Below are 19,463 nucleotides of genomic sequence, written 5' to 3' on the forward strand. Positions count from 1 at the left end.
CTCCAAGTTCCCCGGCACACCGTCGAACTCGTTGCGGAACGCCTCGGCCGACAGACCCGCCCAGTCCTGCACCGCACGATCCGACGCCAACCCCCGCACCCGCCCCAGCGCCTCGCCCACGTCGTCCGAGAACGTCCGCAAGGCGTCGGCGAGTTCACGGACCTCGCCCGGATCACCCGGCGTCGGGTCCGACTCCATTCCCACCGGGCTCCAGTCGGAAGGACGTGCCACGGCCACCCCCGGGGTCGCTGTCGGAAAGGCTTGTCCGACAGCGACAACGACGATCCGCCCGGGACGTCACTCCCCCGGCGGGCGGCGTCAGGTCTCGGTGAGGTGTTGTTCCGCCCAGATCGTCTTGCCCGTGGCCGTCTGGCGCGTGCCCCACTGCTGCGTGAGCTGGGCGACGAGCAGCAGCCCGCGCCCGCCCTCGTCGAAGGTGCGCGCCCGGCGCAGGTGCGGAGCCGTGCTGCTGCTGTCGGAGACCTCGCAGATGAGGGACGACTCGCCCCGGATCAGGCGCAGTTGGATGGGCGGCGCGGCGTGCCGGATGGCGTTGGTGACCAGCTCGCTGACGACCAGCTCCGTGATGAACGCCGCCTCGGGCAGCTCCCAGGCGACGAGCTGGTCGGCCGCCATCTTGCGGGCGCGGGCGACGACCGACGGGTCGGCGGCCAGGTCGATGGTCGCGACGTGCTGCGCGTCCAGGGCGCGCGTCCTGGCGACCAGCAGGGCGGCGTCGTCGGTCTGGCGCTCGGGCAGCAGGCTGTGGATGACCGCGTCGCAGACCGTCTCCAGCGAGTCGGCGGGCCGGGCCAGGACCTCCTGGAGCGTCCGCTGCCCGCTGTCGAACTCGCGGTCGCGCGGCGCGATCAGCCCGTTCGTGGTCAGCGCGATCAGGCTGCCCTCCGGCAGCTCCGTCGTGGCGGACTCGAACGGCAGGCCGCCGACGCCGAGCGGCGGTCCCGGGGTGACGTGCAGGGGGACGGTGCTGCCGTCGGGGCCGACGATCACCGGCGGCGGGTGCCCCGCGCTGGCGACCGTGCAGCTGCGCGACACCGGGTCGTAGACGGCGTACAGGCAGGTGGCGCCGATCTCGCTGACCGTGGAGGGCGCCGGGTCGAGGGCACCGGCCTGCTCGGCGAGGTGGGAGACGAGGTCGTCCAGGTGCGTCAGCAGCTCGTCGGGGGGCAGGTCCACGTCGGCGAGGGTGCGCACCGCGGTCCGCAGGCGGCCCATCGTGGCCGACGCGTGCAGGCCGTGGCCGACCACGTCGCCGATGACGAGCGCGACGCGCGTGCCCGACAGCGGCACGACGTCGAACCAGTCGCCGCCGACGCCCGCGCGGCTGCCCGCCGGGAGGTAGCGGGAGGCGACCTGGACCGCCGAGTGGCCCTGGAGCTTCTGCGGCAGCAGGCTGCGCTGGAGGGCGAGGGCCGTGCCGCGCTCACGGGCGAAGCGGCGCGCGTTGTCCACGCTGACGGCCGCCCGCGCGCACAGCTCCTCGGCGAGCAGCAGGTCGTCGCGCGCGAAGCGTTCGGAGCGGCTGCGCAGGAACAGCGCCGTGCCGAGGACGGTGCCCCGCGCGCGCAGCGGGACCGCCATGGCGGAGTGGATGCCGAACGCCTCGTTGACCGCCTGACGGCGCTCGTCCTCGGCGGCCCAGCGCTCGTAGACGGGGTCGCCCTCGCTGGCCATGACGGCGCGGCCCGTGGCGAGGCAGCGGGCGGTGGTGGAGTCGGCGGGGTAACGGTCCGTCGCGCCGACGGGCACGACGGACTCGGGCGCGCCCTCGTGGACGGACTGCTGGGCGACGCGGCGCAGCGTGAGGCCGTCGGGCGAGGGGGCGGGCGGCTCGCCGCCCGTGGTGATCTCGGGCAGCAGGTCCACGGTGGCGAAGTCGGCGAGTTCGGGAACCATGATGTCGGCCAGTTCCTGGGCCGTGCGGGTGACGTCCAGGGTGCTGCCCAGGCGGTCACCGGCCTCCTTGAGGAGCGCGAGCCTGCGGCGGGCCCTGACCTGGTCGCTGATGTTGGACGCGGCGGCGAAGACGCCGCGCACCTCGCCCGCCGGGTCGCGGATCGGGGAGAGGTCAACGGCCCAGGTGGTGCTCAGCCGGGTCTCGGAGGTGGCGGCGACCAGTTCGACGCGCTGGTACTTGCCCTCGCGCGCCACCTCGCGTGCCGTCTCGACGACGCCGCGCATGGAGTCGGCGGCGCGCTCGTCGGGCGGCATGACGGCGGGGCGGGCGGGCGTGGCGCCGGACGCGTCGGGGCGGAACAGTTCGTCGAGCGTGCGGCCGGTCGTCTCCTCGCGGCGGATGCCCATGCGGCGCAGGGACATGGCGTTGGTCCACTGGATGCGGCCGTCGCTGTCGTAGATGCTCAGCGAGTTGCTCGACTGCTCGAAGGCCCATTCGAGGAGCCCGATGTGCTCGGCGGCGCGCTGCCACAGCGAGACGGTGACGGACCAGCTGAGCGCGCCGTCCGCGTCGGCGGCCGGGGCGGCGACGACGCGGACGGGCACGACGTGGCCGTCCCGGTGCCGCAGACCGAGCCAGCCGTGCCAGCCCGCCCGTTCGTCACGGCAGCGCCTGGCGGCGTCGGCGGCGTCATGGGCGAGCAGCTGCGCGGCCGACCGTCCGATGACGTCGCCCGCCGGGTGGCCGAGCAGCCGCTCGGCGCCCCCGCTCCACGCCCGGACGACACCGTCCGTGTCCACGACCGCCGTGGCCGCCTCGGCCTCGGGGACGACGACACCATCGGGTCGGTCCATCGCGTTTCATCCTTCACACCACGCCCCTGCGGCGCGGACCACCGTGCGCGGGGAATACGCGCATATCCACGGAAACCGTATAACCAGGCGGGCCGATCGCGCCACGTCGCCGCGGGGGCGGGGTGGGTGGGGTCACCAGCGGTCGTGGACCTGGCCCCTGATGCGGCGGTCGTACAGCTCGGTGACGGCGTCGAGGGTCGCGGGCGGCAGCGGGGGCAGCGCGGCGGCCCCGGCGTTGGCCCGTGCCTGCTCGGGCGAGCGGGCGCCGGGGATGACGGTGGACACGCCGGGCTGCTGGATGATCCAGCGCAGCGCGGTCTGCGCCGACGTGGCGCCCGACGGGGCCAGACGGGCGAACTCCGCCGCCGCCTCGACGCCGGTCGCGTAGTCCACGCCGGAGAACGTCTCGCCCTGGTCGAACGCCTCGCCGTTGCGGTTGTACGTGCGGTGGTCGTCCGCGCCGAAGACGGTCTCCGGGGTGTAGCGCCCGGACAGCAGGCCCGACGCGAGCGGCACGCGCGCGATGATCCCGACCCCCGCCTCCACGGCTGCGGGCAGGACCTCTTCGAGGGGCTTCAGGCGGAAGGGGTTCAGGATGATCTGCACGCTGGTGGTGCCGGGCCTGGCGATGGCGGCGAGCGCCTGCGCGCAGGTCTCGACGCTGACGCCGTACCGGGCGGTCCTGCCCTCGGCGACGAGGGTGTCGAGGGCGTCGAAGACGGCGTCCGAGTGGTAGACGGCCGTCGGCGGGCAGTGCAGCTGCACGAGGTCGAGCGTGTCCACGCCGAGGTTCTCGCGGGACCGGTCCGTCCAGGCGCGGAAGTGGTCGAGGTGGTAGTTCTCCGGCTCCTGCGGGAGACGGCGGCCCATCTTCGTGGCGACGAGGAGGTCCGCGTCCGGCCGCTGGGCGCGGTAGCGGGCGATGAGCCGCTCGCTGCGCCCGTCGCCGTACACGTCGGCGGTGTCGAGGAACGTCACCCCCGCCTCGACCGCCGCGTCGAGCACGGCGAGCGCGTCGTCCTCGACGACCTCTCCCCAGTCGGCGCCGAGCTGCCAGGTCCCGAGCCCGAGGACGGACACCTGCTGTCCTGATCTGCTGAATGCACGCTGCTCCACGGGGGCATTCTGGCAGGCGCGCGCAAGGGGGCGGGGCGCGGGGCGCTTTGCGGCGATGTGACCCGCTCGTCCGCGCGGGAGGGGGCGCCCTACGATGGACGCGTCCCCTTATCCCCCGCCCACGCGCCGCGGCCCGCACCGCCTGGCGCGTCGAGCAAGCGCTTTCCGAGGAGTGGCATGTCTGCGCCGTCGCCCACGGCCCGCCCCGCCGACGGCACGGAGCGCGGGGGCGGCCCACCCGGGGGCGCGCGGGCGTACGTGGTGTGGTCGGCCGGGGTGCTGGCGTACGCCATGTCGGTCATGCAGCGGACGTCCCTCGGCGCCACGGGCCTGGACGCGGCGGACCACTTCGACGTCTCCCCCACGGCGCTGTCCACGTTCGTCTTCGTCCAGGTCGTCGTCTATCTGACGATGCAGATACCGGCGGGGCTGATCACCGGGCGGTGGGGCGCGCGGCTGACGGTGGCGGCGGGCGGGCTGATCGCGGGCTGCGGGCAGGCGCTGCTGGCGTTCGCGGGGAACGTGCCGACCGCCGTGCTGGCCCGGGTCGTGGTGGGCGGCGGCGACGCGCTGATCTTCGTGGCCGTGCTGACGCTGCTGCCGCGCTGGTTCCCGGCGCGGCGGGTGCCGCTGATCACGCAGGTCACGATGATCCTGGGCCAGGCGGGGCAGATCCTGTCCACGATGCCGTTCCTGGCGGCGCTGCACGCGTTCGGCTGGTCGAGCACGTTCGCCTCGGCCGCCGCGCTGAGCGTGCTGGCGGGTGCGCTGGCGCTGGCCGTGGTGCGGGACGCGCCGCCGGGGGGCGAGCGGCCCGTGCGGGTGGCGGCCTCGGGCCGGGAGATCCTGGGGCAGCTCGGCACGATCTGGCGGCGCCCGGGGACGCGGATGGGTTTCTTCGGCCACATGGTGACGCAGTTCCCGACGACCGTGTTCTCGCTGCTGTGGGGCGTGCCGTACCTGGTGTCGGCGCAGGGCCTGTCGCCGGGGACGGCGAGCGGGCTGCTCACGCTGTTCGTGGTGTGCGCGATGGTGGTCGGGCCGGTGCTCGGGGTGCTGACGGCGCGGCATCCGCACCGCCGTTCGTGGCTGCTGCTGGGGGTGGCGGGCGCCGCCGCGACGCTGTGGACGGTCGTGCTGGCGCTGCCGGGGCCCGCGCCGATGTGGCTGCTGGTGACGCTGGCCGTCGTGCTGTCGGCGGGCGGTCCTGGGTCGGTCGTCGGCTTCGACATCGCGCGGACGTCGAACCCGCCGCAGTCGCTGTCGGTGGCGCAGGCCATGGTGAACCTCGGCGGGTTCTCCGCGTCGCTCGCCGTGCTGTTCCTGATGGGTGTGGTCCTGGACGCGGCGGGCGGCTACACGTTCGACGCGTTCCGGCTGGCGTGGCTGGTGCAGTACCCGTTCTGGGCGATCGCCGTGACGGGCGTGCTGGTGACGCGGCGAGCGGCGCGGCGCGCGTCGGCGGCGGAGCGGGTCGTGGCGTCGGGTGTGCCGGAGCCCACCGTGACGGCCCGCGCCTGAGTGAGGCGGTGCGCGGGCCGTGCGCGTCAGGCGGGGGTGGAGGCGGTTCCTGAGGGACGCGGCTGCGCGGTGCCGGGCTCGGGGCGTACCGCGACGGGCCGTCCCGGGCGGTGCGCCGGGATGAACAGCGCGAGGGCGATGGCGGCGAGCGCGGCGGCTCCCGCGATGGCGAACGCGGTGCGGAAGCCCGCGAGCGAGGGGACCTCGGTGCCCGCGAAGGACGTCGTCATCGAGGCGAGCAGCACGCCCGCGACGGCGCTGGACGAGGAGATGCCGACCGAGCGCATCAGGGCGTTGAGGCCGTTGGCCGCGGCGGTCTCGGTCACGGGGACGGCCGACATGATGAGGGCGGGCATGGCCGCGTAGGCGACGGCGATCCCGGCGCCGATGATGCAGGAGACCAGGACGAGGTGCCAGACCTCGCTCATCAGCGGGATGCCGACGGCGTAGCCGAGCGCGACGCCCCCCACGCCCGTGATCAGGGACGTCTTCGGGCCCCAGCGGGCGGAGAGGCGCGCGGAGACCGGCGAGACGAGCATCATCACGACGCCGCTCGGCGCCATGCACAGCCCGGCCGCGACCATCGACTGCCCGAGCCCGTACCCCGTCTCGGCCGGGAGCTGGAGGATCTGCGGCTGGACGAGCTGCATCGCGTACATCGAGAAGCCGACCAGGACGGACGTCAGGTTGGTGAGGAGGACGCGGGGCTTCGCGGTGGTGCGCAGATCGACCAGCGGGGTGCGGGCCCGCAGCTCGTACGCGCCCCACAGCAGCAGGATGACGGGGGCGGCGGCGAACAGGCCGAGCGTGAGCGGCGCCGACCAACCCCAGTCGCCGCCCTTGGAGATGGCCAGGAGCAGGCAGATGAGCCCGGCGGACAGGCCGATGGCCCCGGGGACGTCGAACCGGCCGCCGCCGCGCACGGGCGACTCGCGGACGAGGACCGTGACGAGCACGAAGGTGATCGCGCCGAGCCCGGCGGAGCCCCAGAAGAGCATGTGCCAGTCGGTGGCCTGGGCGACGGCGGCGGACAGCGGCATGCCCAGGGCGCCGCCGATGCCGAACGACGCGCTCATCAGCGCCATCGCCGATCCCATGCGCTCGGGCGGCAGTTCGTCGCGCATGATGCTGATGCCGAGCGGGATGACGCCCATGGCGCAGCCCTGGAGCGCGCGGCCGACGAGGACGGGGACCAGGGAGTCGCCGAGCGCGCAGATGGCGGAGCCGACGACGAGCAGGGCGAGGCAGGCGAGCAGCACGCGGCGCTTGCCGTACATGTCGCCGAGGCGTCCGGTGACGGGGGTGGCGACGGCGCCCGCGAGCAGCGTCGCGGTGATGACCCAGGAGGCGGCGGACGGCGAGGTGTCGAGCAGCGCGGGCAGGTCGGGTATGAGGGGCACGACCAGGGTCTGCATCACCGCGACGGTGATGCCCGCGGCGGCGAGGGCGCCGATGACGGCGCCCGCCCTGGGCTCCTCCCTCCCCACCGGGTGTGTCGTGGCCGGGGTCGTGTGCGCCATGGGGAGCCTCCGCATCCGTCGGGCCGTGCCGTTCCGTTCCGCGTCCGTACCGGTCACGCCTGTCCGACGGAAATGCATGATACATACACTATGTAAAGCGCATACCAAGGGTAGAATTTCCGCGCAACACCAGGACAACTGTGCGAATCGCGCGCCGTTCCCGCCCCGCGCGCGACCGCCCCGAGACCGGGAGGCAGGTATGCAGGACCTGTCGGAACTCGAACGCGAGCTGATGCTCATCACCCGGACGCAGGCGCTGTGTCCGACGGCGAGCCGCTCGTCGTGGGCGCTGCTCGACCGGTCCGCCTATCTCCTGATGAGCCGCGTCGAGGCGCAGGGCCCGATGTCGATCGGCGAGCTGGCCGAGGCGTTCGGGCTCGACACCTCCACGGTCAACCGGCAGACGGCGGCCATGCTGCGCAGCGGCCTGATCGAGCGCCACCCCGACCCGGCGGGCGGCATGGCCCGCAAGCTCGACCTCACGGCCGAGGGCAGGCGGCGGCTGGTCGCCGACCGGGAGCGGCACCGCGAGGTCCTGGCGGAGTCGCTGGCCGACTGGCCGGAGGAGGACCTTCGGCAGTTCGTCCGGCTGCTGGCCCGGTACAACGCGCGCTGCGAGACGCGGCGCGGCCAGCCGTGGCCGCGCCGGGGACGGCTGCTCGGCGAGCTGGTCCCCGACGCGCGGGAGCGCGCGGAGGACGGCGGCCCGGCCGCGCGGTGACCGCGGCGGGCGTGGGGCCCGCCGGGCCGGTGCGGGGGGCGCGGCCTAGCATGGCCGGAGGGGGCTCCCGTGACGGGTGGGGCCGCCGCGGGAACCGGAGGAAGCACGTGAACGATCGCCCGACGCCCCCCGCCGCACCCGGACGCCGCGCCCCGCACCGAGCGCGCGTCCTGCGCACCGAGCGGCTGACGCCCCACATGATCCGGATCGTGTTCGGCGGCCCGGGACTCGCCGCGTTCGAGGCGGGCGCCTACACCGACCACTACGTCAAGCTGCTCTTCCCGCCGCCGGGCGGCAGCTACCCGGAGCCGTTCGACCTGGGCGTCATCCGCGAGACGCTGCCGCGCGAGGAGTGGCCGCGCAGCCGGACGTACACCGTCCGCGCCTGGGACGCCGACGCGCGCGAGCTGACCGTGGACTTCGTGCACCACGGCGCCAGCGGCCTCGCCGGGCCCTGGGCCGACGCCGCGCGGCCCGGCGACACGCTGTACCTCGTCGGCCCTGGCGGCGCCTACGCGCCCGACCCGGCCGCCGACTGGCACCTGCTCGCCGGGGACGAGAGCGCCCTGCCCGCCATCGCGGCCACGCTCGAACGGCTGCCCGAGGGCGCGACGGCCAAGGTCTTCCTCGAAGTCGCGGGCCCCGACGAGGAGCAGAAGCTGACGACGGCGGCCGACGCCGACGTCGTCTGGGTGCACCGGGACGGGCGCGGCATCGGCGAGGGCCTGGTCGAGGCCGTCACGGCGCTCGCCTTCCCGCCGGGCCGCGCGCAGGTCTTCGTCCACGGCGAGGCGGGCTTCGTGAAGGAGCTGCGGCGGCTGCTGCGCGTCGAACACGGCCTGCCCAAGGACCAGTTGTCGATCTCCGGCTACTGGCGGCGCGGCGCGGACGAGGACGGCTGGCAGTCGTCCAAGGCCGAGTGGAACCGCCAGGTCGAGCGGGAGCAGGAGCAGGGCCGCGGCGACTGACGCTCAGCCGCCCGCGACCGCCATCAGGTAGCCGGGCGGGACGAACCGCACGGTCAGCGGCACGTCGGCGCCGCGCGGGCCCGCGAGCTCCCGCAGCGCCGCGCGGCCGTACATCTTGCGGAAGCTGATCACGCCGTCGTGGACGTGCGCCGCGCCGCCCGTCAGGTAGAGCAGCGGCACGGCCGTGAGGTACGCCGGGTGGCGCCAGCCGTCGATGAGCAGCAGCCGCCGCGCCACCCGCGTGCCCTCGCGCAGCACCCGCACGACGGCGGGCGGCGGCAGGTGGTGCAGGGACAGCGCGAAGACGGCCAGGTCGTACGCGCCGTCGGGCGCATCGACGGCGGTGGCGTCGAGCAGCCGCACGTCGGCGCGCGGGTGGCGGCCGAGGTCGCCCGAGCGCAGCGCGCGGACGACGGCGGGGCTGTTGTCGCTGACCGTGAGCCGTACGGCCGGGTCGGCGGCGAGCAGACGGCGCGCCAGCCCGCCGTGTCCCGCGCCCAGTTCGAGGACGCGCGGCTCCGCGACGCCTCCGGCGTGGGCGAGGGCGAGGGTGCGCCGGGTGAACGTGCGGTGCCCGCCGGTCAGCCGGTGCATGCGGTCCAGGCCGCGCAGCACGCGGGCCTGCCGGTCCGGCCGGTCCTCGCCGTCGATGTACTCGGGGCGGTCCGTCTCGTAGAGCCGGTCGAGGCGTGAGGCGCGCGGGCCGCCGCGCGGCAGGGCGCCGGTCACGGGAGCTGCGGCGGCTGCGTGCCGGTGAGGGAGCCCGCCAGCGCGCACAGCAGGACGATCGCCGGGTAGACGCTGGCGCGGTTGAACAGCACGAGCGACGTCGCGGGCCCCGGGTCGCGCAGCAGCCGTACGGCGGGCCACAGCAGCGCCCACGCCCCCGCGAGCGCGGCGCCGACCGGCGCCACCACGCCGATGGCGGGCGCGCGGGACGCGAGGAGGACGACGCCCGCCGCCGTCGCGACGGCCACGCAGCCCGCGACGACCGCCCCCGCCGCGCGCGGCCCGTGCACGACGGGCACCGTGCGGATGCCGAGCGGCCGGTCGTCCTCGACGTCGGCCCAGTCGTTCGGCACGTTGCGGCCCCCGATCTCCCAGGCCGCCATCCACAGGCAGAACAGGCCGAGCACCGGCCAGTCGGGCGTGGGCGTCGTGACGAACCATCCGGCCGCCGCGCCCGCCGCGACCATCAGGCCGCTGAGCACCGTCTTCCACGGCGAGACGGTCGCCAGCGCGCAGTAGGCGGCCTCCAGGAGCGCGGCGACGGCGAACAGCGCCACGCACACCCAGCTGATCAGCGCCGCCAGGACGAGCGCCGTGCCGCTGAGCAGCGCCACCCAGGCCGCGGCAGCCGCGTACGGCAGCCGGCCCGTGGCAATCGGGTGCCGGTCCCCCGCGCCGTCGATGTCGAACGCCCCGGCCGCGACGAGCCGTTCCGCGCCCCGGCGGTCCACGCGCGCGTCGATCAGGTCGTTCGCCGCGAAGACGGCGAGGTACCCGGCCGTGGCCCCGAGGACGGCGACGCACAGCCGCCCGGGGGCGGGCGGCCCCGCCACCGCGCCCGCGACGACCGCCGCGAGCAGCGGCTGCGCGACGCTCAGGGCGGCCTGGGTCCCGCGGGAGAGCCCGTACAGGGCCCGGACCGACAGGGCGAGGGTGGTCACGCGGTCTCCCCGGGAACGGCGGCGTCCATGATCGCCGCCACGCTAGCGGGCGACCGTGGCGGGCCGGGGCCCAACGGCCGCCGCCGTCCGGGTGATTCGCGCCGCCGCTCGGTGGGCAGGGCGGTTACGGCGGCTCGGTACCGGGCCGCTGACCTGCGGGACGTACGCTCACGCGGGGGGCACGTCCGCCGCTGCCGCCCGCCGTCCGTACGGCCCGCGTGGCCGCCGCGGCCCGGCGGGCGGGAGTCGCCGCCGTGTGCCCGGACGAAAGGAGACACCGAACGTGACGACCCGTTCCGCGCGGCCCCGCGTGGCGATCCTTGGGCTCGGCATGATCGCCGAGGTGCACCGGCGCGCGGCGCTGCTCGCCGGTGCAGACGTGATCGGCCTGCTCGGCCGCGACCACGGGCGCACCCGCGCCACCGCCGACGCCTGGGGCGTGCCCACGGCCTACCGCAGCATCGAGGAGGTCGCCGCGGGCGACGCCGACGTGGTGCACGTCTGCACGCCCAACGCGACGCACGCCCCGTACGCCCTGGCGCTCCTCGCCGCCGGGGGCAAGCACGTCATCTGCGAGAAGCCGCTCGGCGCCGACGTGGCGGAGGCCGAGGCCATGGCGGAGGCGGCGCGCGGCGCCGGGGTGGTGACGGCGGTGCCGTTCGTCTACCGCTACCACCCCGTCGTCCGCGAGATCCGCGCGCGGCGGCTGGCCGGTGAGCTGGGCGCCACCCACGCCGTCCACGGCAGCTACCTCCAGGACTGGCTGCTGTCGCCCGACGCGTCGAGCTGGCGCGTGGACCCGGGGGCGGGCGGGTCGTCCCGCGCGTTCGCCGACATCGGCTCGCACTGGTTCGACCTGGTGGAGTGGGTGAGCGGCGAGCGGGTCACCGAGCTGACCGCGCAGACGCGGATCGCGCTGCCGGAGCGCCCGGCGGGCAGCGTCGCCTCGTTCTCGGGCCCCGCCGGGGCCGACGCGCCGCGCGTGCGCGTGACGACCGAGGACATCGCGATGGTCATGGCCCGCACGGCGGACGGCGTGCCGTTCTCGACGACCATCTCGCAGATCGCGGCCGGGCGGAAGAACCGGCTGTGGTTCGAGCTGGACGGCGCGACGGGCAGCGCCGTGTTCGACCAGGAGAGACCGGAGTCCGCCTGGTTCGGCACCGCGACCGGCGCCGAGATCTTCGTCCGCGACCCGGGCGCGGGCTCGGCGGAGCAGCGGCGGCTGGCGACCCTGCCCGCCGGGCACGCGCAGGGCTACGCGCAGTGCTTCGAGGCGTTCGTCGCCGACGCGTACGCGACGATACGCGGCGAGGAGCGCGAGGGCCTGCCCACCTTCGAGGACGGCCTGCGCGCCGCCCGTCTTACCGAGGCCGTCCTGCGCTCGGCCGCCGCACGGACCTGGACGGAGATCTGACGGCATGAAACTGGGATTCTTCACCGCCTGCCTGCCCGCGTGGCCGCTGGAGCGGATCGCCGCGTTCGCGGCGGAGACGGGCTACCAGGCCCTGGAGGTCGCGGTCTGGCCGCGCACCGGAGGCCGTGACTTCGAGGCGGGGCACCTGCCCGTCGCGTCGTTCACCGGGGCGGACGCCGACGCGACACGGGAGCTGTTCGACCGGCAAGGGCTGGAGCTGAGCGCCCTCGCCTACTACGAGAACAACCTCCACCCCGACCCGGCCCGCCGCGCGGAGATCGCCACGCACCTGCGGCACGCCATCGACACGGCGGCCACCCTCGGCGTGCCCTGGGTCGGCACGTTCATCGGCCGCGACCCGTCGCGGTCGGTGGCCGAGAACCAGCGGGAGGCGGAACGCGTCCTGCCGCCGCTGGTCGAGTACGCGGGCGAGCGCGGCGTCGGCGTCCTCATCGAGAACTGCGTGATGGAGGGCTGGCACCCCGACGGCTACCCGGGCAACATCGCCTACTCCCCCGAGCTGTGGGAGTGGATGTTCTCGCTGGGCCTCTACCTCAACTGGGACCCGTCGCACCTGACATGGATCGGCATCGACCCGCTGGAGACGATCCTCCCCTACGCCGACCGCATCGTGCACGCGCAGGCGAAGGACGTGCAGCTGGACGCGCGCGCCCGTGACCGGTTCGGGTTCTTCGGCACCGTGGACAAGGAGGGCGACCCGTGGCGCACCGGCTGGTGGCGCTACCGCATCCCGGGGCGCGGGCAGGTGGACTGGACGCGGGTCGTGGACACGCTGCACGAGGCCGGGTTCGGCGGCGTCCTGTCGGTCGAGCACGAGGACCCGCTGTGGAGCGGCACGGACGAGCGCGTCACCGAAGGGCTGCGCATCGCGCACGGCACGCTGCGCCCGCACATCGGCCCGGCGGACCTCGTGCCGCGCCGCTGACGCGTCCCCGCGCCGCCGCCACCCCCGCGGGCGGCGGCGCGGGACGGGCGGGGCGGGCTACTTGACGCCCGTGGCCTGGTTGTACGCGGCCAGAAGGGCGTCGCGGTAGCCGTCGTACTTGGCGTTCTCGATGTCCTCGTAGCCCTTCTCACGCGGGTTGTCGCTGTCCGGGCGGCCGAGGCGCACGTCGCTCTCGTGCACCCCCGGGCTCGCCAGGTCGGGCAGGGAGTACTCCCCGGCGCCCCGGTAGTCGGCCTCGATGGCGGCGTTGGCGACGATGGTGCGGATCGGCGTGTGGCCGAACTCCAGCGCGTCCCACTTGGCCCGCGACTCCGCCTCCGTCGGGTCGGGCAGCGAGTGCCGCAGCATCTCGGCGAGGCCGAAGGCACCGGCGGAGACGGGCGCGCCGATCCGGCCGTACTCGCCGAGGGTGTTGACGATGCCCGCGGCGGTGGACACGGAGGTGACCAGCGTCGCCTGGCGGCGGGTGCCCGCGGTGGCGTCGGGGATGTGCGTGTCCGCGAGGTGCTTGGCGTGCTCCACGGCTCCGGCGACGGTGCCGAGGCGGGCGAAGGGGGAGGCGTTGTCGCCGTTGCCGTCCGCGTCCTCGGCGAACGCCGCGTAGGCGGTGGCGCCCTGCCAGGCGGCGACGTCGCGGAAGAACTGGTCGTTGACCATCGGGTCGGCCTTGTCCATCAGCTGGAACAGCCCGTTGCGCACGTCGCGGTCCACGTTGAAGCGGCCGTCCTCGTACCAGGTGTCCTGCGAGCTGACCGAGAGGAGGTCCATGTAGCGGATGGCCATGTCGCCGACGGCGGACTGGAGCGCGCCGTGGTGCGCCGCCAGGTCCTCGCTGGTGGGGCCGTTGCCGAGGACGTAGTCCTTGTGGTCAACGGAGGAGACGACGGTCTCGTAGGCGGCCTCGATGAACGGGTGCGCCGCGTCGCTCTTCGGGTCCACGCCCTCGGGGATCGTGGTGCCGGAGCGCACGAGGTCGGCCGCGCCGTCGCTGTCCTGCCAGGTCTGGACGAGCAGCGAGTTGCGGAAGTCATCGTCGAGCAGGAGCCCGGCGGACGCGTCCGCGTTGAGCGAGGCGGCGCTGAGCAGGTCGCTGCTCCCGGTGTTCGGGACGACGTCCCCGAAGCCGCGGAGCAGGCCGTGCTGCTGCGAGGAGCGTTCCTGGATGCCGACGGCGGCGTGCGCGATGTCGGTGGCGAACTGGTCGCCGGGCGTGATCGTCATATGGCCGAGGACGTCGCCGAAGCCGTTGAACCGGCGCAGCTCGTCGGTCAGTTCGTCCGGATCGGTGGGGCCGGTCCCGTTGCCGAAGAGCGCGCCGTCCTCCCACTCGTAGACGAAGCGCTTGACGACGTCGGGCAGTTGCTCGCGCTGCTGTGCGTCGCCGACGTCGAAGCCGCCGACCGCCGGGTTGGTGAGGAGACCGAGGCCGTTGGCGATGTCCATCTTGCCGCCGTTCCAGCCGTCGATCTTGTTGCCGAGGGCGGCGATGTCGTCGGCGTCGAGGCCCGCGAAGAACTCCTCCAGATAGGCGCGTTCCGCGGCGGTGAGGCGGCGGGACGGGTCGCCCGGGTCGTTCGAGTCGCCGTAGATGGCGTCGGTGATGCCGTCGAGCCCCTGGGTGAAGCGCTGGATCATCTCCGGGTCGGGCTCGTCCTTGGCCAGTTCCTTGGCGAGCTGGTCGGCGGCCCACTCCGCCTGGCCCTCGGTCGTCCACAGGTCGAGCGGCCCCGACAGGTCGTAGCCGAGGAGCTGGAGTTCCTGCCCGTAGCCGGTGAGCTTGCTGCGGTAGTCGTCGATCGTGTCGGTCATCTCGGTGTGGGTGGACTTGGCGCTCTCCGCGACGCTCTCCAGGTAGCGCTTGCGGATCTGGCGGCCGACGTCGGCGGCGAGCCCGTCCACGCCCTCCTGCGTGGGCGAGAAGCTCATCGTCTCGCCGTTGTCGAGCGTCACGGTGGCGGCGACCGTGCCGGGGGCGTCGGCGCGCTGCGCGGCGGCGCGCGAGGCGGCGTTGATCAGCTCGATGCTGCGGGAGAGTTCGGCCTGCGCGGCGTCGAAGTTCTCCTGGTAGACGACGTCGAGGCCCTTGGTGTACGTCATGCCGTGGCCGACGGGCGGGCCGCCCGCGCCGTCGATGAGCGTGTTGACCGAGGAGACGGTGTCCAGCGCGAGGTTCATGGCCCGCACGAGCCAGCCGACGACCTCGTCCATGTCCGCGCCGTTGCCCTGGAGGCCGCGTGCCGTGTCGTCGATGCGGCCCGCGCTGTCCACCAGGGGGGTGCCGTTCAGACTGCCGGACTCGGCGCCGTGCTCGGTGGCGGCCTCGGCCAGCGTGCCCGCGTCGTCCGCCTCACCGGCGGCGCGGGCGTAGACCGCCGCGGTGTCCCCCATGCTCTCGGGGTCGATCTCCGAGGAGAACGTGCGGGCCAGCCCCCAGGGCTCGACCCCGGCCTCCGCCTCGACCTCCGGGCGGGTGAAGCTGACGTCAACCATGCCGACCCCCGTTCCTGGCCCTGTCACATACGCACATTCCCGCAAAGGGGCGACATCATGAACACGGCCCCGCCAAAGGTTAAGCAAACGCTTCACCCGCGTATATGTCTACGACGTAACAATTGTTGAGCGGGCGTGCGACGGGCCCTGCGCCGTTGCGCCGTCAACCTTCCTGCGGGCGGACGGGGTTGCCCTGCCAGCGTGCTCCGTCGGGCAGGTGCTCGGCGGCCATCACCAGTGAGAGCGGGGCGACGTGGGTGTCCTCGCCGACGCGGCTGCCCGGCAGGGCGATCCCGTGCGGTCCGAGGACGGCGCCCGGCGCGAGGTCCACCGTGTCCAGGCGCATGACGCGGTCGTGGAACAGGTGCGTCTGCACAACACAGCCGCGTCCGACGACGGCGCCGTCCCCGATGCGAACGAGGTCCGGCTCGGGCAGCCAGTGCGTCTCGCACCACACGCGGCGGCCGATGCGGGCGCCGAGGCCGCGCAGCCACCAGGTCAGCAGCGGCGTCCCCAGGGCGGGGCGGACCAGCCAGGGCACGGCGAGGACTTCGACGAACGTGTCGTACAGCTCGTTGCGCCAGACGAACGGGCTCCACAGCGGATGCCTGCCGGGCACGAAGCGGCCCATCAGCAGCCACTTGGCGGCCGTCGTCAGCGCGCCAGCCAGCAGCCCCGTCACGCACAGGAGCGGGCCGCTGAGCAGCAGCGCGTACAGGGGTCCAGCGGCGTCCCACACGAGCAGCAGCGTGTAGCTGACGCACAGCCGCAGCGTGGCGTCGAGGAGTACGGGGAGCACGCGGCACAGTTCGACGGCCGCGCGGGCGGCCCGCAGCCGGGGGCCGGGGCTGAACGTGCGGGCGGGGTCGGTGCGTTCGGCCGTGCGGCGCAGTGGGATCGGCGGGTTGCCGAGCCAGGAGGACCCGGCGGGGACTTCCGGCGGGGCGTCGGCGAGCACGGCGACGAGGGCGCCGTCACCGATGACGCGGCCGGGCGCGGCATGTCCTGAGTTGCCGATGAACGCCTTGGCGCCGATGCGGGTGACGCCCAGGTGGACGCGGCCACCGCGCAGTTCGTAGGGCGCGGCGAGCACGTGGTCGGCGAGGAACGCGCCGGGGCCGACGCGCAGCAGGGAGGGGAGGGTGACGACGGTGGACAGTTCGGTGTCGCGGCCCACGCGCGCGCCCAGCAGGCGGAACCAGACGGGCGTGAACAGGGAGGCGTACAGGGGGAACAGCGTCTGGCGGCTGACGGTGAGGATGCTGTGCGTCAGCCAGGAGGCCCAGCCCGCCGCGCTGTCCGCCGGGTGGTCGCCTGGCCGTAGCGCGCGGGCGAGGAGCCGGACGGTGAGGGTGACGAGCAGGGCGTGCCCGAGGCTTCCGAGTGCGACGAGGACGGCGGCGCGGGCGGGGAGTGCGGCGAGGCCGCCGACGGGGAGTGCCAGGGCCAGCAGGACGGCCGGGGCGACGGCGCTCCAGGTGAGGAGGGCGAGGAACGCGGGGCTGAGCAGGCGGATCAGCGCCCAGGCGCGGGCGGCGGCGCGCTGGGGGGTGGGGACGAGGGCGGGCGCGTCGTGCGGGGTGGGGCCGCCGGGGTGGGGGGCGGCCGGGGAGCCGGACCAGCGCGCGCCGTCCGGGACGTGTCCGGTGACGCAGGCGCCGGGCAGTGCCTCGGCGTGGGCGCCGAGGTGGGCGCCCGGTTGGAGGACGGCGCGGGCGCCGACGCGGGCGCCTGGGCCGACGTGGACGGTGCCGACGCGGAGGGTGTCGCCGTCGAGCCACCATCCCGTCAGGTCGGCCTCGGGCTCCACGGCGCAGTCCGCGCCGAGGTGCGCGAGGCCGGTGACGGGGGGCAGCGCGTGCAGGGCGGCGCGGGGGCCGACGCGGCAGCCGAGGAGGCGCGCGTACCAGCGGGCGAGGGGGGTGCCGGTGAGGGCGGTGAGGGCGAGGGCGTCCGCGAGCCGTTCGGCGGCCCAGAGGCGGAGGTGACGGTGGCCGCCGCGCGGGTGGGTGCCGGGGGTGAGGCCGTGGCACAGCAGGCGGGCGGAGGCGGCGGCGAGGACGGCGCGGCCGGGGAGGGTGCCGAGGAGGGGCCAGGTGAGGACGAGGAACCACCAGGGGGCGGTGGGGAGGAGGCCGGGGTGTCCGAGGGCGGCGAGGGCGGTGCCCGCGAGGGTGAGGGTGAGGAGCCAGCGGGCGCCGGTGAGGGCGTGGAGGAGGGGTTGGGCGGCGAACTGGACGGTGGCGGTCGCGCGTTCGGCGCGGGAGTGGCGGTGCCGGGGGCGTGGGGGTGCGGGCGGCGCGGCGGGGGGCGTGGGCGTGTCGCGGTCGCCGCCGTCCGGTTCGCCGCCGCCGTCGCCGTCGCCGTCGAGCAGCGCGCGGAGCCCGGCGGGGGTCGGGTGCCGGTAGAGGTCGGCGACGGAGAGCCTGGGGTGGCGGGTGCGCAGGGCCGTGACCAGGCGGGCGGCGGCGACGCTGGTGCCGCCGAGGTCGAAGAAGTTGTCGCCGGGCGCGGGGGTGGCGCCGAGCAGGTCGGTCCACAGGCCGAGGAGCCAGGCGGTCGTGGCGTCGCCCGCCGTGGCCGGGCCTGGGTCGCCGCCGTCCTCGTCCGGCTGCCCGCCGGGCGGGGGCCAGGGCAGGGCGGCGCGGTCGGCCTTGCCGGAGACGCGGGTCGGCAGCGCAGGCAGGACCACCAGCCGGGGCACGAGCGGGGCGGGCAGGCGCTCGCGCAGCAGGCGGCGGGCCAGCGGCAGGTCGATGCCGTGGCCGTCCGCGCCGTCCGTCCCCTGAGGGGTCTCGGGCGCGCCCGGGACGACGTAGCCGACCAGGATGTCCACGCCGCCCGGGGTCCGGCGGACGGCGCTCAGGGCGGTCGTGACGCCCGGCAGGTCGAGGAGGGCGGCGTCGATCTCGCCCAGTTCGACGCGCCGCCCGCCGATCTTCACCTGGTCGTCGGCGCGGCCGATGAACGTCAGGCCCTCCGGGTCCGCGCGGACGAGGTCGCCGGTGCGGTAGGCGCGGGACCAGCCGAGGGCGGGCAGTTCGGCGAAGCGTTCCGCGTCCTTCAGCGGGTCGAGGTAGCGCGCCAGCCCCACGCCGCCGATGACCAGTTCGCCGATGCCGCCCGGCGCGACCGGCAGGCCGCGCGGATCGAGGACGGCCGTCTCCCAGCCGTCGAGCGGCAGCCCGATCCTGACCGGCCCGCCGGGCGTGAGGCGGGCGGCGCAGGTGACGACGGTGGCCTCCGTGGGGCCGTACGTGTTCCACACCTCGCGGCCGTCGCGGGCGAAGCGACGGGCCACCTCGGGCGGGCAGGGCTCGCCGCCGAGGATCAGCAGCCGCACCCCGGCCAGCGCCTCGGGGGGCCACAGGAGGGCGAGCGTCGGCACGGTGGAGACGACGGTGATCCCCCGCCCGGCGAGCCACGGGCCCAGCTCCGCGCCGGAGCGCACCAGCGCGCGGGGGGCCGGGACGAGGCAGGCGCCGTGCCGCCAGGCGAGCCACATCTCCTCGCAGGAGGCGTCGAACGCGACGGACAGCCCGGCCATGACGCGGTCGCCGGGGCCGAGCGGGGCGCCGGGGACGAACAGCCGCGCCTCGGCGTCGGCGAAGGCGGCGGCCGACCGGTGGGTGACCGCGACGCCCTTGGGCGTGCCGGTGGAGCCCGAGGTGAAGATGATCCACGCGTCGTCGCCTGGCCCCGGCGCGCCGCCGCGCCCGGTGGCGGGGACGCCGGGGCGGCGGGTGAGGCGGTGGCCGTCGCCGACGACGGTGTGGACGGCGGCCTCGCGCCATACCAGCGCGGCGCGCTCCGGAGGGTCGTCCGCGTCCACCGGGACGTACGCGGCACCGGCGCCGAGGATGCCGAGGACGGCGGTGTAGAGGCCGGAGGTGCCCGAGGCGGCGTGGACGCCGACGCGGTCGCCCGGGCCGATGCCCGCGGCGCGCAGGCGGGTGGCGAGGCGGTGGGCCTCGTCGGTGAGGCCGCGGTAGGTGAGGGGCGGCGTCGCGCCGTCGTCCAGGGCGAGCGCGTCGGGCCAGGCCGTGGCGGTGGCGCGCAGGATGTCGAGCAGGGTCCGGGGCGGTGGGGCGGGGGCGGACGGGTGGTGCGGGGCGCTTGGCGGGGCGAGGGACGTTCCGGCGCCCGGGACGTCGTGGGGGATCGGCTGCGCTGACTCGACTGACACGGTCTGCCTTTCGGCCGCCGGGCGGACGCCTGCCCGTACGGCGGGGGTGCCGTACGGGCAGGCGTGAGCGGCGGTTTTCACGGTGCGGGGATGAGCGGGGACACGATAGGGAGCG

General features: G+C 75.3%; 13 protein-coding genes. 5 read left to right on the plus strand and 8 right to left on the minus strand.

Features of this window, described 5'->3' with window-relative positions:
- The 3 genes from IF27_RS20345 to IF27_RS20355 all read right to left on the minus strand — a co-directional run.
- Positions 1-198 (minus strand): WXG100 family type VII secretion target (locus IF27_RS20345; RefSeq protein WP_476713128.1); only part of this gene is annotated, 198 nt, incomplete at its 3' end.
- Positions 199-318: 120 nt separating this feature from the next.
- Positions 319-2,772, minus strand: coding sequence for an ATP-binding SpoIIE family protein phosphatase (locus tag IF27_RS20350; RefSeq protein WP_052851122.1), 2,454 nt, complete (start codon positions 2,770-2,772; stop codon positions 319-321).
- Between the two features lie 132 nt (positions 2,773-2,904).
- Positions 2,905-3,888 (minus strand): aldo/keto reductase, encoded by a 984-nt coding sequence (locus tag IF27_RS20355; RefSeq protein ID WP_052851123.1) that lies wholly within the window; start codon positions 3,886-3,888, stop codon positions 2,905-2,907.
- Between the two features lie 177 nt (positions 3,889-4,065).
- Between IF27_RS20355 and IF27_RS20360 the strand changes: the two genes are divergently transcribed.
- The gene (locus IF27_RS20360) at positions 4,066-5,409 is read left to right on the plus strand and encodes an MFS transporter (protein WP_110946083.1); all 1,344 of its coding nucleotides are present in this window, start codon (positions 4,066-4,068) and stop codon (positions 5,407-5,409) included.
- A 26-nt stretch (positions 5,410-5,435) separates the two neighbouring features.
- On the opposite strand, the gene IF27_RS20365 is transcribed toward IF27_RS20360, so the two are convergent.
- Complete coding sequence (locus tag IF27_RS20365) at positions 5,436-6,929, minus strand: MFS transporter (RefSeq protein WP_052851124.1); 1,494 nt, start codon at positions 6,927-6,929, stop codon at positions 5,436-5,438.
- A gap of 199 nt (positions 6,930-7,128) precedes the next feature.
- Between IF27_RS20365 and IF27_RS20370 the strand changes: the two genes are divergently transcribed.
- Together IF27_RS20370 and IF27_RS20375 are read left to right on the plus strand one after the other, a co-directional pair.
- Positions 7,129-7,650: a MarR family winged helix-turn-helix transcriptional regulator gene (locus tag IF27_RS20370; protein WP_110946085.1), complete on the plus strand. Its 522-nt coding sequence runs from the start codon at positions 7,129-7,131 to the stop codon at positions 7,648-7,650.
- A 107-nt stretch (positions 7,651-7,757) separates the two neighbouring features.
- Entirely contained in the window at positions 7,758-8,618 is an 861-nt protein-coding gene (locus IF27_RS20375) for a siderophore-interacting protein (RefSeq protein WP_052851126.1), read from the plus strand.
- 3 nt (positions 8,619-8,621) lie between these two features.
- Here IF27_RS20375 and IF27_RS20380 read toward each other — a convergent pair whose 3' ends face one another.
- Positions 8,622-9,347: a class I SAM-dependent methyltransferase gene (locus IF27_RS20380; protein ID WP_223291130.1), complete on the minus strand. Its 726-nt coding sequence runs from the start codon at positions 9,345-9,347 to the stop codon at positions 8,622-8,624.
- A complete protein-coding gene (locus IF27_RS20385; protein ID WP_223291131.1) occupies positions 9,344-10,288 on the minus strand; it encodes a UbiA prenyltransferase family protein in 945 nt (314 codons plus the stop codon). The genes IF27_RS20380 and IF27_RS20385 overlap by 4 nt, the downstream gene beginning before the upstream one ends.
- A gap of 283 nt (positions 10,289-10,571) precedes the next feature.
- Here IF27_RS20385 and IF27_RS20390 point away from each other — a divergent pair, with 283 nt between their 5' ends.
- Together IF27_RS20390 and IF27_RS20395 are read left to right on the plus strand one after the other, a co-directional pair.
- Positions 10,572-11,705 carry a Gfo/Idh/MocA family protein gene (locus tag IF27_RS20390; protein ID WP_223291132.1) on the plus strand — a complete coding sequence of 378 codons (1,134 nt, stop codon included), beginning with the start codon at positions 10,572-10,574 and terminating at the stop codon, positions 11,703-11,705.
- A gap of 4 nt (positions 11,706-11,709) precedes the next feature.
- Positions 11,710-12,651: a sugar phosphate isomerase/epimerase family protein gene (locus IF27_RS20395; protein WP_052851128.1), complete on the plus strand. Its 942-nt coding sequence runs from the start codon at positions 11,710-11,712 to the stop codon at positions 12,649-12,651.
- Positions 12,652-12,708: 57 nt separating this feature from the next.
- Here the strand turns inward: IF27_RS20395 and IF27_RS20400 are convergent, their stop codons facing one another.
- Entirely contained in the window at positions 12,709-15,162 is a 2,454-nt protein-coding gene (locus tag IF27_RS20400) for a hypothetical protein (protein ID WP_052851130.1), read from the minus strand.
- Positions 15,163-15,325: 163 nt separating this feature from the next.
- A complete protein-coding gene (locus tag IF27_RS20405) occupies positions 15,326-19,348 on the minus strand; it encodes a Pls/PosA family non-ribosomal peptide synthetase (protein ID WP_223291133.1) in 4,023 nt (1,340 codons plus the stop codon).
- Positions 19,349-19,463: the final 115 nt, after the last annotated feature.

It is taken from the genome of Streptomyces avicenniae, assembly GCF_000719135.1.
In the GTDB taxonomy this organism is placed as follows: Bacteria; Actinomycetota; Actinomycetes; order Streptomycetales; family Streptomycetaceae; genus Streptomyces; species Streptomyces avicenniae.